At 61.2% G+C, this 16,310-nt stretch carries 13 protein-coding genes; 9 read left to right on the top strand and 4 right to left on the bottom strand.

Translation table 11 applies throughout. The features are described from left to right. Nucleotides 1-211 precede the first annotated feature (211 nt). The 6 genes from BK670_RS11305 to BK670_RS11280 all read left to right on the top strand — a co-directional run bounded on the left by BK670_RS11305 (nt 212) and on the right by BK670_RS11280 (nt 8,469). Complete coding sequence (locus BK670_RS11305; RefSeq protein WP_404942477.1) at nt 212-1,450, top strand: c-type cytochrome; 1,239 nt, start codon at nt 212-214, stop codon at nt 1,448-1,450. Then, a complete protein-coding gene (locus tag BK670_RS11300) occupies nt 1,447-1,920 on the top strand; it encodes a (2Fe-2S)-binding protein (protein WP_123449825.1) in 474 nt (157 codons plus the stop codon). The genes BK670_RS11305 and BK670_RS11300 overlap by 4 nt, the downstream gene beginning before the upstream one ends. Continuing rightward, a complete protein-coding gene (locus BK670_RS11295; protein WP_123449824.1) occupies nt 1,917-4,151 on the top strand; it encodes a xanthine dehydrogenase family protein molybdopterin-binding subunit in 2,235 nt (744 codons plus the stop codon). The genes BK670_RS11300 and BK670_RS11295 overlap by 4 nt, the downstream gene beginning before the upstream one ends. Before the next feature lie 170 nt (nt 4,152-4,321). Then, nucleotides 4,322-5,434, top strand: coding sequence for an alkene reductase (locus BK670_RS11290; protein ID WP_123449823.1), 1,113 nt, complete (start codon nt 4,322-4,324; stop codon nt 5,432-5,434). Between the two features lie 244 nt (nt 5,435-5,678). After that, a complete protein-coding gene (locus BK670_RS11285; protein WP_123449822.1) occupies nt 5,679-6,638 on the top strand; it encodes an EamA family transporter in 960 nt (319 codons plus the stop codon). Between the two features lie 532 nt (nt 6,639-7,170). Then, nucleotides 7,171-8,469: an MFS transporter gene (locus BK670_RS11280; RefSeq protein WP_123449821.1), complete on the top strand. Its 1,299-nt coding sequence runs from the start codon at nt 7,171-7,173 to the stop codon at nt 8,467-8,469. A gap of 27 nt (nt 8,470-8,496) precedes the next feature. Here the strand turns inward: BK670_RS11280 and BK670_RS11275 are convergent, their stop codons facing one another. After that, a complete protein-coding gene (locus BK670_RS11275) occupies nt 8,497-9,249 on the bottom strand; it encodes an aromatic ring-hydroxylating dioxygenase subunit alpha (protein WP_259697554.1) in 753 nt (250 codons plus the stop codon). Nucleotides 9,250-9,632: 383 nt separating this feature from the next. Between BK670_RS11275 and BK670_RS11270 the strand changes: the two genes are divergently transcribed. Then, entirely contained in the window at nt 9,633-10,766 is a 1,134-nt protein-coding gene (locus BK670_RS11270) for an aminotransferase class V-fold PLP-dependent enzyme (RefSeq protein WP_123449820.1), read from the top strand. A gap of 184 nt (nt 10,767-10,950) precedes the next feature. Further along, nucleotides 10,951-12,072 carry an SMP-30/gluconolactonase/LRE family protein gene (locus BK670_RS11265; protein WP_123449819.1) on the top strand — a complete coding sequence of 374 codons (1,122 nt, stop codon included), beginning with the start codon at nt 10,951-10,953 and terminating at the stop codon, nt 12,070-12,072. Between the two features lie 125 nt (nt 12,073-12,197). Here BK670_RS11265 and BK670_RS11260 read toward each other — a convergent pair whose 3' ends face one another. Both BK670_RS11260 and BK670_RS11255 read right to left on the bottom strand, forming a co-directional pair. After that, on the bottom strand, nt 12,198-12,707 hold the full coding sequence (locus BK670_RS11260) for a nucleoside deaminase (protein WP_008077533.1): 510 nt from the start codon (nt 12,705-12,707) through the stop codon (nt 12,198-12,200). 31 nt (nt 12,708-12,738) lie between these two features. Next, on the bottom strand, nt 12,739-14,070 hold the full coding sequence (locus BK670_RS11255; protein ID WP_123449818.1) for a nucleobase:cation symporter-2 family protein: 1,332 nt from the start codon (nt 14,068-14,070) through the stop codon (nt 12,739-12,741). 214 nt (nt 14,071-14,284) lie between these two features. On the opposite strand from BK670_RS11255, the gene BK670_RS11250 reads away from it, so the two are divergent. Then, on the top strand, nt 14,285-15,199 hold the full coding sequence (locus BK670_RS11250; RefSeq protein ID WP_123449817.1) for a LysR family transcriptional regulator: 915 nt from the start codon (nt 14,285-14,287) through the stop codon (nt 15,197-15,199). 183 nt (nt 15,200-15,382) lie between these two features. Here BK670_RS11250 and BK670_RS11245 read toward each other — a convergent pair whose 3' ends face one another. After that, nucleotides 15,383-16,267, bottom strand: a complete 885-nt coding sequence (locus tag BK670_RS11245) for a LysR family transcriptional regulator (RefSeq protein ID WP_123449816.1) — start codon at nt 16,265-16,267, stop codon at nt 15,383-15,385. Between the last annotated feature and the right edge of the window lie 43 nt (nt 16,268-16,310).

The following is a 16,310-nucleotide window of genomic DNA, read 5'->3' as shown; positions in this document are numbered from 1 at the left end:
AACGCGCTGTTGCGTGCGCCGGTGATTCTCCGGTGCTGGCGGTTTCTCTAGGCTTTGGCCCCTGGCGCTGTCGTCCCCGGCGGCGCCCATCCCCGGCCATCACAAGGAGCGTTTCCATGACCCGCAGCCCATCCGTCCTGTCATTCCCTGCCGCGTTTTCTCCTGTGCCATGAACAGCTCATTTCTGAAGTCCAGAACGCTATGGATCTGCGTGGCCGTCGTCGCTGTGCTCGGCCTGATCGGTGCCGTTTGGCTGATGTGGCGCCCGGCAATAGCGCCGATCGAGCGCCCGACGATGTTCGATACTGCGCAGTTGCAACGCGGGGCGCGGGTGGTCGAGGCCGGCGATTGTGCGGTCTGCCACACCCGTCCCGGCGGTGAATACCTGGCCGGTGGACTGCCGTTGGTGACACCGTTCGGCACGCTGTACAGCACCAACATCACCCCGGACGTAGAGACCGGTATCGGCCAATGGTCACTGCCGGCCTTCGAGCGGGCGATGCGTCAGGGCATTGCTCGCGATGGTCACCTCCTCTATCCGGCGTTCCCCTACGTGCACTACCGGCGCATGAGCGCCGCAGACATCGCCGACGCGTATGCCTACTTGATGAGCGGCCCCGCCGTGCACGCGCCGGCCGCGCACAACCAGATGAATTTTCCGATGAACATTCGCCCGCTGGTGGCGTTCTGGAACCTGCTGTTCCTGCACGGTGAACCACTGACGCCGCTGGCGCAGCGCAGCGAGGCGTGGAATCGCGGGCGCTATCTGGTCGATGGTCCTGGCCATTGCGCCGGCTGCCATTCGCCGCTGAACCTGATCGGCGCGGAAAAATCCGCGGACTATTTGCAGGGCGGCAGCGTTGACGGCTGGCAAGCGCCCGCGCTGGTCGGTATGGGGCAACGCGGCACCCCGTGGAGTCGCGCGCAACTGGTGGGCTATCTGCGCGCCGAAATCGTTGACGGCCACGGCACACCCGCCGGGCCGATGCGTCCGGTCAGCTTGAGTCTGGCCCGCTTGCCCGCCAGTGAAGCCGAGGCGATTGCCGAGTATTTGCTCAGCCTGGAAAACCCGCCTTCGGTGACAGAGACGACGGCGAAGACGCCTGCCAGTGAGCCGGCAGACCCTTCGAACGGCGCCCTGCTGTTCAGCAGTGCCTGCGCCGGTTGCCATGGCCCGGCGGCGCCGATGCGCACCATCGATGGTCGCCCGGGCCTGCAAAACACCTCAGCGCTGCAAGCGGCCAGCTCGCGCAACTTCCTCAAAACCGTGCTCGAAGGTCTGCCCGCCACAGCCGGATCGCCCGGCCCGGTGATGCCTGCATTCGCCGCCAGTCTCGACAACGCGCAACTCGCCGCACTGGCCGCGTATCTGCGTCAGCAAGCCAGCCCCGATCAGCCGTGGGCCGACCTCTCTTCCACTATTGAAGCGTTACGTCAGGAGACGAAATGAGCCAGATCACTCTCAACGTCAATGGAGCCGCGCAAGCGCTTGAGCTGGAGCCGGACATGCCGCTGCTGTATGCGCTGCGCAATCACTTGAACCTCAACGGCGCCAAATACGGTTGCGGTCTCGGTCAATGCGGCGCCTGCACGGTGATCGTCGATGATCAACCGGTGTTCGCCTGCCTGACGCCCTGCGCCGGCCTCGACGGCAAAAAAATCCGCACCGTGGAAAGCCTCGGTAGCGCGGAACAACCTGGCCCTCTGCAAGCCGCGTTCATCGAGAAACAGGCCGCGCAATGCGGCTACTGCATTGCCGGCATGCTGATGCGCGCGCAGGCGTTGCTTGAGCGTAATCGACACCCGGATGAGGCGACCATTCGCGAGCACATGGCCGGCAATCTGTGCCGCTGCGGTACGCACTTGCGGATCATCGAAGCGATCAAGCAGGTGGCCGGGCACAACGGGAGTCTGACATGAGCGAGTCGAATGGTTTGCAGCCGAGTCGGCGCGCCTTCCTGCGCGGCGGCGCGTTGCTGATGGCGTTCACCCTGATGCCGGTCGCGCGGCGTGTGTTGGCGGATACGGAAGTCGATACGCTCGGCACCGTGGTTCTCGCACCCGACCTCCCCGGGAGCCTGCGCACCAACCCGTTTCTCGACGCCTGGATCCGCATCGGCGCCGACGGTATTACCGTCTACACCGGCAAGGTCGAATTGGGTACCGGGGTGAAAACCGCGCTGCTGCAAATCGCCGCCGAGCGTTTGCAGGTGCCGGCAACCTCCATCAACCTGCTCACCGCCGACACCGCGCTGACGCCCAACGAAGGCTACACCGCCGGCAGCCACAGCATCTTCGACAGCGGTACCGCGTTGTATAACGCCGCCGCGCAGGTGCGCGAAATGCTCGTCGATGCCGCCGCGCATAGTTGGCAGGTCGATGCAGCGCTGCTGAGCACCCGCGACGGGGTGATCGAAGGCCCGGCCGCTCAGCGAATGAGTTACGCCGACGCGGTCAAGCATGTCGATGTGCATCAATATGCCAAGGCTCAGTCACCGGCGATGGCCGCCGCTGATTTCAAACTCATCGGCCATTCGTTGCCGCGTCTCGACATTCCGGCGAAGGTCAGCGGTGGCGCAGCATTCGTCCAGGACATGCGCCTGCCAGGCATGTTGCATGCGCGGGTGATCCGCCCGCCCCGTCCGGGCTGCACGCTGCAAGCATTCGACGCGGCGTCCATCGAAGCGCTGGCTGGCGTGGTCAAGGTGATCCGCGACGGCAACTATCTGGCGGTGCTCGCCCGTGATGAGTGGCAGGCGATCAAAGCCATGCGCCGTGCCAGCGAGGTGACGCAATGGAGCGGTGGTGAGGCGATTCCCGAGGCGGCCGAAATTCATGGCCTGCTCAAACGCCTGCCCTCACGGCGCTATCCGATCAGCAACAGCGGCACGCCGAGCGGCGCGGCCGACACGCGTTTTCAGGCGCGGGTCACCAAGCAGTATTTGATGCATGGCTCGATCGGTCCGTCTTGCGCGGTGGCCTGGTTCAAGGACGGCACGCTCACCGTCTGGACCCACACCCAAGGCGTTTACCCGCTGCGCGCCGGCATTGCCGAAATGCTCGCTCTGCCACCTGAGCGGGTGCGCTGTATTCATACCGAAGGCTCCGGGTGTTACGGGCATAACGGCGCCGATGATGCCGCCGCCGATGCGGCATTGATCGCCATGCGCGTGCCCGGTACGCCGGTGCGCGTGCAATGGATGCGCGAACAGGAAAATCTTTGGGAGCCGTACAGCTCGGCGATGGTCACTGAAGTCGACGCTGGCCTCACTCAGGGCCGCCTGCAGGATTGGGCCTACGAACTCTGGACCACGCCGCACAACGAACGCATCGTCAACGCCGGGCGCCTGTTGCCGGCACGCTTGCTAGCGCGGCCCTTCGTCTCGGCGCCCTCCGTGCCGATCGCCCAGCCCGAAGGCGATGGTGATCGCAACGCCGTGCCGCTGTACGACCTCAACTCGACGCGCATCAACATGACCTTCGTCACCCAGATGCCCTTTCGCACCTCGGCCATGCGTTCGCTGGGTGCGCACATCAATATCTTCGCCATCGAGGCGAGTATCGACGAGCTGGCGATCAGGGCCGGCATCGACGCGGTCGCGTTGCGTCTGGCCCATCTCAGCGACCCGCGTGCTCGCGCGGTCGTAGAACGTGTGCGTGATGAGATCGGCTGGCCGCAAAAAAGCAGCGAGCCCGGCGCCGGTATCGGTTTCGCCTTTGCCCGCTACAAAAACATCATGGGTTACTGCGCCATCGCGGTGAAGCTGCGGGTGCATCCGCAGACCGGCGAGATCCGCATCGATCACGTGGTGACGGCGGTGGACGTCGGCCAGATCGTCAGCCCCGACGGGCTGCGCAATCAGGTCGAGGGCGGGATTGTGCAGTCCGCGAGCTGGACCCTGTATGAAAAAGTCGCCTACGACGCGGGGGGCATTCGCAGCTACGACTGGAGCGGTTATCCGATTTTGCGTTTCACGCAACTGCCAAAGAAAGTCGATGTGCATTTGCTCGACCAGCCGGGACAACCTTTCCTCGGTGCCGCTGAAATCGTCCAGGGGCCGATGGCCGCTGCCCTTGGCAACGCCGTCGCCAACGCCACCGGCCGGCGCTGGCTGAACCTGCCGCTGACGCGCTCAAACCAACCCGCCTGAGACACGCCCGTGTTCATCGCCGATGAGCACGGGCGCCGTTGCGTTACGCGCAAAACAGCGTAGCGCCGGTCACCGATTATCAGCCCCGCTGCACGCGGTTAAGTTACCGGCACTGGTTCGCAGCCCTGCTGCCGCGCTTGAATGCCTTCTATTGAAATCTGGAGCTACCCATGACTCGTCGCCTGTTCCAACCCCTCGCACTCGGTCCTTACACCCTCGCCCATCGCGTGGCGATGGCGCCGCTGACGCGCTCACGCGCCGGCCAACCGGGCGATGTGCCAACGCCGATGAACGCCGAGTACTACCGCCAACGGGCCAGCGCTGCGCTGATCATCACCGAGGCCACGCAAATCTCCCAACAGGCTCAGGGTTACGCCTGGACGCCGGGCATCTATAGCCCTGAGCAGGTCCGCGCGTGGCGTGACGTCAGCGCGGCGGTACATGAAGCCGGGGGCCTGATCTTCATGCAACTGTGGCACGTCGGCCGGGTCTCCCACCCCAGCTTTCAACCCGATGCCGGCCTGCCGGTAGCGCCAAGCGCGCTGCCCGTTCCTGGCAAGACGTTTATCGTCGACGAACACGGTAACGGCGTCTGGGGTGATGTACCGGTGCCACGCGCGCTGGAAACCGCGGAAATCGCCGGCATCGTCGAGGACTACCGCGTGGCCGCGCACAACGCATTGCAGGCGGGCATGGACGGTGTGGAAATTCATGCCGGCAACGGTTACCTGCTCGACCAGTTTCTTAACAGCAACAGTAACCAGCGTGACGATGCCTATGGCGGCAGCGTGGAAAACCGCGCGCGGTTTCTGCTGGAAGTGGTCGCGGCCGTCACTGAAGAAGTCGGTGCCGAGCGGGTCGGCGTACGCCTGACGCCAATGGGGCGCTTCATGGGCATGGGCGATGACACCCCGGAAGCAACCTTCGGCCATCTCGTCGAAGCGCTCAACCAATGGAATCTGGCCTACCTTCACTTGGTGGAGCCAGCGATGGTCGGCACCGTCAAAGATGAAAATTTCGACCCGCGCTGGGACGCGATCATTGCCCAGTTGCGCAAGACCTGGAACGGCGTGCTGATCCTGGCCGGCGGCTACGATGCGCAATCTGCCGAACAGGCGCTGATCGCCGATCGTGCTGACATCATCGCGTTTGGCCGCCCGTTCCTGGCCAACCCCGACTTGCCGCGTCGGCTGCACGATGGCCTGACACTCAACGCGCCAGACCCGAGCAGCTTTTTCGGCGGGGATCAGCGTGGGTACATCGATTATCCATTTCATCCTTGAGCAGAAGCAGAATGAATGTGTAAATCCTTGGAATCAGGGGCCGATGCGCCCCTCTTCTACCATGTCATACGATCTCTGCATTTAGGCACAGACGTGAAAACCCAACCGTAACGCCTGACACATGCATAGCTGTGAGCTTTCAGGTCTATTGCCCGACGCCGTCGAATGCGGTAAAACCGGCTAGTTGTACGACAACCAAATAAAAACCAAGTCGTTCGAACGGCTAAAAATCCTGAGATCTGCCATGCCTCGCCCTACCACTGCGCAAACCGTACCGCCGCCCTACCCCCGTTATCTGGCTGTGATCATTCTGTTGTGCATGGGCTGTGCGTTTGCCGGCAATCATGTGGCGGCGCGAGTCGCATTTGATAACGGTGCGGGTGTGCTGCTGGCGATTTTGATGCGTTCCGGCGGGACCTTGCTGGTGCTCGCCATCCTGGTGCTGTGGCAAAGACAAAGCCTGCGCTTGTCGGCGGGTGCCTGGCGCTGGCAACTGTTGCTGGGGTTGCTGATCACTGCGCAGAGTCTGTGTCTGTATTCCGCTGTCGCACGGGTGCCGGTGGCGCTAGCCCTGCTGGTGGCGAACGTATTCCCCATTCTGCTGGCATTGCTCACCTGGGCGCTGGGTGGCCCGCGACCGAGCGCACGCACCGCGACGTTGATGGGCTTGATTCTATTGGGTCTGGTGTTTGTGCTGGATGTCCCCGGGCGTCTCTCGACCACGACAGACGTCGGTGCGCAATGGCTGACGGGCGTCGCACTCGCATTCTGCGCCGCCAGCGTGTTCGCCTGCGCGCTGTGGATCACCGACCACAAACTGTCTCAGGTACGTGGCTCGGTGCGCAGTCTGCTGACCATTTTCATCGTGTTCAGCAGCGTCAACCTGGCAGGACTGACGGGCGCCCTCCCAGGCGGTTTGAACCTGCCCGCCACCTCGACCGGATGGCTGGCCCTCGCCACCCTGGTGGTGCTGTACGGCACAGGTTTTATCGTCCTGTTCATTTCGGTGCCTCGACTGGACATGCCGCGCAACGCGCCGGTCATGAACATCGAGCCATTGGCAACGCTGCTGATGGGCTGGATTGTGCTGGACCAAATGCTCAGCAAAGGACAGATTCTCGGCGGGGTGATTGTGATCACGGGCATCGTTTTGCTGACTTATCGTAAATCAGTGGTCAAGGCTGAAGTTAAAGTCGGTGCGTGAGGGGGCCTCGCCAGCGGTTCTTCACGCTCGGGTTGTGCTGCACATCCATGAGCTATTAAGTGGCGCATTCTAAATTTCATTCCCAACTATTGATTAGCCATGCTGTGGCGGCGGCATCCAAAAAAACGCTGAGGGGGGGGGCTTCCATGCTGCTGATCTCCAGAAACTTGCGTAATTGCGGAACACTTACCGTACGCGCGGCAATTTAGCACTTAGGTGATGGTCAAAAGCTGTTTTTTATCCGGCCACTCAGGACAAACATAAAAGGCAACACCTGCGTCCCAACGTCGCAGCAAACAGCTATTGGCAAATCCTGCACAAGCCTTAGAATCCCGCGCTCTCTTGCAGCCCCATCGGCGGCTGCCTGCATCAATGTCACAAAAACGCGTACCCGAATGGCTGGCCACACCTCGCTGACGTGTGTCCGACTCAACCGCCCTGCCCGATCGGCGGGCACTTGCACCCCACACCCCGGCTTGGCAATCGCATGCGCAGAGGCGCACGTTGCGCTGTTCGATCTCTAGAGGTTTTTATGTCTCCGCGTTTGCTGGCCATGGCGCTGGCGCCCCTGCTCGGGCTGTTCATTGTTGCACTGGGCAACGGTTTCCTGTCCTCCCTGACCACCCTTCGCCTGGACGCCGCCGGTGCCTCGGCCACGACAATCGGTTTCGTGTCATCGGCCTACTTCATCGGTCTGACTTTGGGTGCGGTGTTCAATGACCGTTTGATTCTGCGCATCGGCCATATCCGCGCCTACGGCAGCTTTGCCTCGCTGATTGCCGTGACCATTCTGCTGCAGGGATTGTTCTATGACACGTGGGGCTGGTTCGTCCTGCGCCTGATCAATGGCTGGGCCACGGTCGGCGTGTTTCTGGTGATCGAAAGCTGGTTGCTGCTGGCCGGCGACGCGAAGATTCGCGGGCGCTTGCTCGCGCTGTACATGATCGTCTTGTACGGCGCCGGTGTGCTGGGGCAGGCAACGCTGGGGAAAATCACCGGGTTGAGCGACAGCGCCCCGTTCATGGTCGCCGGCATGCTCGCTTCGTTGTCGGTGTTGCCGATCGTCATCCTGCCGCGCGTGTCGCCATTGCTCGATCAGGTCGAACCGCTCAAGCCACGGCAGCTGTTGGGCGTGACGCCGACCGGGCTGGTCGGCTGTTTCGGCTCGGGTGTCAGCATCGCGGCGATTTACACCTTGCTGCCGTTGTATCTGCAGCGCAGCGGCCTGAATGTCGGGGAAGTCGGCAGCATGATGGCCTGGACCATCCTCGGTGCGATGCTTCTGCAATACCCGGTCGGGCGTTGGTCCGACCGCAAAGATCGTTTGCAGGTGCTGACGATTTTGACGGTGGCGTGCACCGTGTTGTCGCTGGTGATCGTCCTGCTGCCGTTGTCCTCGACGCTGCTGGCGGTGATGTTGTTTCTGCTCGGCGGCGGTGTGTTCGCGCTTTACCCGGTGGCGGTCAGCCACGCCGCCGACCGCGCCCCGGCCGAAGCCTTGGTACCGATGATTCAGGGCTTGCTGCTGATCAACTCGCTGGGCTCGGCGCTCAGTCCGATGATGATCTCGCCGGTGATGAATTCGTTTGGTGCCAATGGTTTGTTCTGGGTCTTTGCGCTGGTCAATCTGTGCATGGTCAGCTTCTTCCTGTGGCGACGCGGCAAACGCCCGGTTCCGGCCAATCCCGCGCCGTTTGCGGCGGCTGCAACGTTCTCGCCGACGGGCGCGGAGCTGCGGGTGACCGAAGATCTGCGTCAGGCAGTGCAGGAGCATCCGCCGATGGTCGATGCGTTGAGCGGCGAGCCTTCGCCACAATGTGAAGCAAGGTAAGGTTCAGGGTATCTAGCGGTCCCGCCGCTATTCGGATTCGTGAGTGATATCCACGAGAGGAATCGGCTCAATCGCCCAAGCGCGAATTTGACGACGTTCGGGGCTGGGTATTGCGCAGGCCTTACGTCCGGTGAACGTTCGCGCAAGACGCTCTTCATCGATGCGCCAGCCCCGTTGCTCCAGTGCCTGCACGTCTTTGCGAAAGGCAATCTGCAGCGCGTCAGATTTCAACGAAACCTCCTGCTGAAAAGACTCCGGCACACGCTCGGGCCGGACGTTTTTCAGCACGGCGTGATCTTGTTCGAAGATACGGATATTGCTCGCAATGAATCTGCGATCCAGCAGTCGGGAGCGCAGGAATGTTCTGCCCATCATCCACCAGGTGCGCGTGCGATTGGCGTCAATCGGCACATGCGCCGAGACGATGTAGATCCGCCAGCCGTTGGGCAACTCAAGCTCAAGCGTTGTACAGGGGCCGGACAAGTGGAAACCCGGAACGGTGACCACACTGACAAACTCGGTGGAAGATTTGCGCCTCAACAGTCCTTTGAGTGCTGGCCTGCGCATAAGCATTTGGGCGCTGCCGCTCCACGCATCGCTGTCGACCTCGAATGATTCAATCTCGGGATGATCCGGATCGCCGAAGGTTGAGCCATGGACAAACGGTGCGTGCGCGAAGTCCAGACCGTTTTCAATAATCCGGTCCCAACTGGCCTGCCAGTCAAAGTGGCCCGAGACCAGGCGAATGGCGGGATCTTCGACCCAGTCGAGCGCGGGCAAGGGTGGACGTTCAGACTCAGGCAGATCACCTAAAAACACCCAGATCCAACCGTATCGTTCCAGCGTCGGGTACGCATCGACGCGGGCCTTGGCGGGAATCCGCAGGTCGGGCTGCGCCGGTATCTGCGTGCAGACGCCATCAGCGCCAAACCGCCATCAGGCCGTCAGTCAACTGTGACGATGGGGCAACGACATACCAGAGGTTTGTGAGCATGGGGGGGGGCGATCCGTCAGTACGGTTAGCTCAAATCAGAGAAACCCGGGAATGCAAAACTAAACCAGGGAGCTCCACTTGGCCAACGTGATTTGCCAGTGCCCATGCCCTGCCCTTTGCCTACACTTGCTTGCCAATGATGTTTACCTCTCTGCCGAAGGAGTCACCCATGTCAAAGCTCTATCCCAGTATCGATCCTGAGGGGCTGGTCGAGTATTCAGTGGTCTACACCGACCGCTCGCTCAACCACATGTCGCAGTCCTTCCAAGGCGTGATGAAGAACATTTACAAGACCCTGAAACAGGTCTACAACGCCGAGGCGGTGGCGGTGGTTCCGGGCAGCGGCACATTCGGCATGGAAGCGGTGGCGCGGCAGTTCGCCACCGGCCAGCAATGCCTGGTGATCCGCAACGGCTGGTTCAGTTATCGCTGGAGCCAGATCCTTGAAATGGGCAACATCCCGGCAGCGACCACGGTGCTCAAGGCCCGGCCGGTCGAGAGCGGTCGCCAAGCGGCCTACGCCCCGCCGCCGCTGGACGAAGTGCTCGCCGCCATTGCCGCGCAGAAACCGCAGGTGGTCTTCGCGCCCCACGTTGAAACTTCATCCGGGATCCTCCTGCCCGACGACTATCTGCGGGCAGTGGGCGACGCCGTGCATGCGGTGGGTGGTCTGTTCGTGCTGGACTGCATTGCTTCAGGCACGATTTGGGTCGATATGCACAAATGCGCCGTCGACCTGCTGATCAGCGCACCGCAGAAAGGCTGGAGCGCCTCCCCTTGCTGCGCCCTGGTGATGTTCAGTGCTGCGGCGCTTGAGCGCATCGAACAGACGCAAAGCAGCAGCTTCGCCTGCGACCTGAAAAAATGGCTGCAGATCATGCAGGCGTACGAACAGGGTGGGCATGCCTATCACGCGACCATGCCCAGCGATTCCCTCGCGCGCTTCAATGACGTAATGAAAGAGACGCAAGCCTACGGTTTCGACAAGATCCGCGACGAGCAACAGGCGCTGGGCGATCGGGTACGCGCCCTGTTGACCGGCAAAGGCGTCAAAAGCGTGGCTGCTGCCGGCTTTCAGGCCCCAGGTGTCGTGGTGAGCTACACCGATGATGCCGACATCAAGAACGGCAAGAAATTTGCCGAGCACGGCCTGCAGATCGCCGCCGGCGTACCGTTGCAATGCGACGAACCGGCCGACTTCCAGACCTTTCGCCTCGGCCTGTTCGGACTTGAGAAGCTGCAGAATATCGAGCGCACGGTCAGCATGCTTGAGCAGGCATTGGATGAAGTGATGGTTGGCTAAGATCTGTTCGTGCCCGCAGGGCATGAAGTTAGCGCATGCCAATTTTACGGTGGAGGTCACGCTCACTGGCTTCCATCGCTACACACGCCCTACGGTCCGTGCGCAATGAACAACTTGTACGATGTCCTATCACAAGGTATTACTACGTCTCCCACAAAAAAAATAAAACCACGGAGATCGCTACATGGACTCATCCCTGTCCGCCAAGCCTGAAGGCCTTGATCGAGCGCAAGGCAATACCCGCCGCAGCTTCCTGAAAAAGTCCCTCGCCGTTTCCGCCACGCTCGCCACCGTCGGCAGTACCGCGCTAACCCGACTTGCCGAGGCCGCCGAGCCCTTGAGTCAGCGCTACCCTGATCCACTGATTCACATCCTCGACGACAGCTTCCTCGAACTACGTGTCTTCAATGCCAGTGTTGAAAAACTTGCCACCGGTATGCGCTGGGCCGAAGGGCCGGTCTGGGTCGGTGATGGCCGCTATTTGCTGGTCAGCGACATCCCCAACAATCGCATCATGCGCTGGGACGAAATCACCGATACCTTCAGCGTGTACCGCGAACACTCCAACTTCTCCAACGGCATGTGCCGGGATCGCCAAGGGCGTCTGATCGTCTGCGAAGGCTCCACCACCACCAGCGAAGGACGGCGCATCACGCGCACCGAAGCCAATGGCACGATCACCGTGCTGGCCGACAGCTTCGACGGCAAACCCTTCAACTCGCCCAACGACATCGTCTGCAAAAGTGACGGATCGATCTGGTTCAGCGACCCGCCCTTCCAGACCAGCAACAACTACGAAGGCCACAAAATCACCCCGAGCCAACCCCACGCTGTGTACCGCATCGACGGCGAGAGCAAAAAAATCACGCGGGTCATCGATGACCTCAACGGCCCCAACGGCCTGTGCTTTTCGCCCGATGAGAAGACCCTGTACGTCGTTGAAGGTCGCGCCAAGCCCAATCGCCTGATCTGGGCAATTGCCGTAAAGGACGACGGCACACTCGGCGAGCGCCGCAAGCACATTGAAGGGCTGGACTACGCCGCAATCGACGGCATCAAATGCGATGAAGCGGGCAACCTGTGGTGCGGCTGGGGCGGTAATGGTGACCCCAAGGCCGACCTGGAAAAACTCGACGGCGTGCGTGTGTTCAATCCGCAGGGCAAGGCGATCGGGCACATATCGCTGCCAGAGCGCTGCCCGAATTTGTGCTTTGGGGGGCGCGAAGGGAACCGGTTGTTCATGGCCAGTAGTCACTCGATCTATTCGCTGTTTGTGAATACTCGGGGGACTACGTTTGCGTTGTAAAAGCGCGGTTCGTCTGGCGATAGTTCGCGAGTGTCGAAACTAGCCTGCCGCGCATCCGAGGATGCGCGGCATTCAATCCCTTTTACGGCTTCCGCTTCGCTGGACGTTGTTAAGCGGACAGCAGTTTACGACCAGAACCCTTTATGCGGCTCAGCCGCCTCCCCCTCCAGCATCGGCCCCAACACACTGACCTTGCGCTGCCCCTTGGCGAACACCTCGCGGCACGGCAGCGAGAACGTCGGGTTCTCCGGGTGGTCACCCGTCAATCCCAGCAACGCATGCTCCGACAAGGCATAAACCACTCGCCCGATCCCGGTCCAATACACCGCGCCGGCGCACATGCAGCAAGGTTCGGCGCTGGTGTACAGCGTGCACAGTTCCAGCTCTTGCGGTGACAGCAACTTTGCCGCAGCCGCAGCCGCCACCAACTCGGCGTGCTGAGTCGGATCGCCTTCTGGCGGCATCGAGTTGTTCCCCGCTTCGACAATCACCTTGCCGTTGCGATCGGCTACCAATGCCGCGAACGGATGGCGACCGCGTTGCTTCGATGCCTCGGACAGGGCGATGGTCTGGCGCAGCAACGTCAGGTCAAGCTCGCTGACGCCGGCCGGTATGAGCTGAGTGAATTGATTCATGGGTAACTCCTGGGCAGTGGAAAACAAAAGGTCAGTCGGCCAGTTCAACGCCGATGGTTTCAGTCGATTTTTTTTCATTGTTGAGCAGGATGTTGAGGACGATGGCGGTGATCGCGCCGAGGAAAATCCCGCTGTCGAGCACCAGTTTCAGGGTCGGGCCGACGTGTTCAAACAGCGCCGGAAAGGACATCGGCAGCACCCCGACACTCACCGAAACCGCGACGATGATGCCGTTGCGCGTGCCTTCGAATTGCACCCGCGACAACTCCTGAATCCCCGCCACCGTGGTCATGCCGAACATCACGATTGCGCAGCCACCGAGCACCGGCGTCGGCACCGCCGCAATCAAAGCGCCGAGTTTGGGGAACAAGCCCATCAGCACCATGATTGCCCCGGCCGCGGCCACGACGAAGCGGCTTTTAACGTTGGAAAGCGCAATCAAACCGGTGTTTTGGGTGAAGGCGTTGTAAGGAAAGCTGTTGAACAAGCCGCCGAGCATGGTCGACAAGCCGTCGGCGCGAAACGCGTTGCCAAGGGTCTGTTGCGTGGTTGGTTTGCCGGTCAGTTTGCCGATCGCCAGGCAGTTGCCGGTGGTCTCGGCCATGATCACCAGCATCGCCAGGGTCATGATCAGAATCGGTACCGGCGCGAATTCCGGCGCGCCGAAGGCCATCGGCGCACTCAGCTCAAACCAAGCCGCTTCGCTGACACGATTGAAGTGAGTCATGCCGCAAGCCGCGGCGATCAGGCTGCCGACAAACAGGCCAATCAGCACGCTGAGGTTGCCGATAAAGCCCTTGAATTTGGCGTAAATCACCAGCGTCACGCTGACCGTAGCCAAACCCAACAACAGGTTGGCGGGATTGCCGAAATCCGCCGAGTCGGGATTGCCACCGCCCAGCCAGATCGCCGCCGCCGGCATCAGCGAGATGCCGATGATGGTGATCAGACTGCCAATCACCACCGGCGGAAAAAACCGCAGCAAGCGGCTGAACACCGGCGCCAGGGCAATGGTGATAAAGCCAGCAGCGATCACCGCGCCGAAAATCTGACTGAGGCCGAATTCCTTGCCGATCATGATCATCGGCGCCAAGGCAATGAACGAGCAGCCCTGAATCAGCGGTAGCCGTGCGCCGAATTTCCAGAAACCTAGGGTTTGAATCAGCGTCGCCACACCCGAGGTCAACAGGTTGGCGTTGATCAGCAACACCACCTGCGCCGAGGTCAGCCCCATGGCACTGCCGAGAATCAGCGGCACCGCCACCGCTCCCGCGTACATCACCAGCACATGCTGCAAGCCAAACGTGAACAACTGTCGCAGTGGCAAAACCTCGTCCACCGGATGAATGCGTTGTGGGGTCATTTCACACGCTCCTGAAGGTGCGGCATCTGTTGAGATCGCGGGCATGCTCAGGGGCGTTTGAAAGGTAGATCCGCCCCGGAGATCGTTTGACGCGGGGCCATAGTTGAACGTTTATTGCGATGAAACAAATTAGCAACCATCGCTTTTTTCGATGGCACAATCAGGCATTCGTTAGCCGCTCCAAACCCTCATTTTCGACCCGGGAGTTCACCGCTTGCGCTTCTCACTCGATCAACTGTTGATGTTCGTCCAAGTGGTCAAAAGCGGATCGTTTTCCGCCGCCGGGCGCAAACTGGGCAAGACCCAATCGACCATCAGCGCGGCGATTGCCAACCTCGAAACCGACCTCGGCGTCGACCTGTTCGACCGCAGCAACCGCAGCCCCGCCCTCACCGCCAGCGGCCAAAAATTGTTGGTGCAGGCCGAAGCCGTGCTCGAACGCTGCATGACCTTCGAAGCCCACGCCGACTGCCTGTCAGACAAAGTTGAACCCAGTCTGACGCTCGCCATTGAAACGCCGTACGGCCCGATCATGCCGGTGCTCAAAGCCTTCGAAGCCGCGTTCCCCTTTGTCGACCTGATCATCCGTCATCCGGTGTACGGCGACGTCAGCGAACTGGTCAGCAGCGGTGAAGCGGTACTCGGCGTGGCGTTTTCGCAACCCGGCTACCCCAAGGAGCTGGCGTTCCAACAACTGGGCAAATTGATCATGCTGCACGTCTGCCACCCTGACCATCCATTGGCGCAACTCGATAACGTCACCTTCGACGACCTGCACGTCCATCGCCGCCTGGCCTTCAGCGCCCACGCGAGCAAACTGCCGAGCAGCGAATACCTGCGCTCGACCCAGTTGTGGCAAGCGGAAAGCTATCTGGCGTTATTGGAAATGGTCCGCGCCGGACTCGGTTGGGCCACCCTGCCCCGGCAGCTTGTTCAGCGTGAACTGGCCAAGGGCGAGCTGGTGGAGCTGCAGCTCTCGGCGTATCCGCATACCGACTGGCAGATTGGTGTCGATTTGCTCTGGGCGCGGCAGCGGCCGCTGGGTAAGGCGGAACGGTGGTTGAAGGAGAAATTGCAGGGCAACAAGGTGTATGAGCTGGATCGCAACGGGCAGATCACCACGCTTTGATGGGGCTGGTCAGGTGAGGACAAAGAGACCCGCTAAAGCGGGCCTCGATTTCAGGTTTTGTAACTACGCCAGATTGGATAAACCGGGCGAATCCGATCAATCCATCCGCATCCATGGACAATCAGCGCGGTGACGGCCACCTGCGGCACGGACTGCGATCGTTCCTAAGCGCATTCAGCTCCATCATCCCCAACCCTGCGCCTCTTCAATGAAATGCAGCACCGCGCTGGACCTTTCATCAATCCGCGAAATCAGCGAAAGCTCGCTGACCATTTCCGCTTGAGCCAGCGGCACAATGCGTATGCCTGGCATGGTCAACCGCGTCATTGTTTCCGGGACGATGCTCAGGCCGATGCCGGCCGCCACCAGCCCCGGAATGCTCATCAGCGACGGCACATGCATGATGTTCTCGGGGTGCAGCTGATTCTGCCGGCAGGCCTGGAGGGTGTGTGAGGTCAGACCGATGCCGGCGCTGTCCTGCAGAAACACGAATTTCTCATGGCGCAGCGTCGCCAGTTCGCCGGTAAAACTGTCCGCCATGTCATGGTTGTCCGGCATCAGCAAGACCAGCCTCGACTGGCTGAAATGATGGGTGCGCAGGCGATCCGGCAGGTGGTCCTTGAAGACCCGGGCGAAGGCCAGGTCAAGCTTGTGGTCGAGCAACATGTCGAACTGCGCGCGAATACCGGCGTCCACCAGCGACACTTTGACTTCCGGGAAAGTGCTGAAGTAATGCCGCAACAACTGCGGCAAATTGGCCTCGAACAAGGCCGAGTGATAGCCGATGTTGATCTCGCCCACTTCACCACGGCGCGCCCGCCGTGCAGCGGCAATCGCCAGTTCGCTGGATTCGATGGACTGTCGCGCATGGGGCAAAAATGCCTCGCCGGCAGCGGTCAACGCGACGCCGCGGTTTTCCCGGCGGAACAATGCCAACCCCAGCTCGGACTCCAGGGTTCGCATCAACTGGCTCAGTGCCGGCTGCGCAACGCCCAATTGCTCAGCCGCCCGACTGAAGTGCTGCAGGTCAGCGGCAACGACAAATGCTTTCAGATGACGCAGTTCCATATTCGCTACTCATAAGGCTGGCTTATCTATTTATCGTGATTTC

The organism is Pseudomonas fluorescens (genome assembly GCF_003732425.1).
Classification (GTDB): Bacteria; Pseudomonadota; Gammaproteobacteria; order Pseudomonadales; family Pseudomonadaceae; genus Aquipseudomonas; species Aquipseudomonas fluorescens_BE.
The sequence above is the reverse complement of the archived record's forward strand: the minus strand, read 5'-3'. Positions and strand labels throughout refer to the sequence as shown.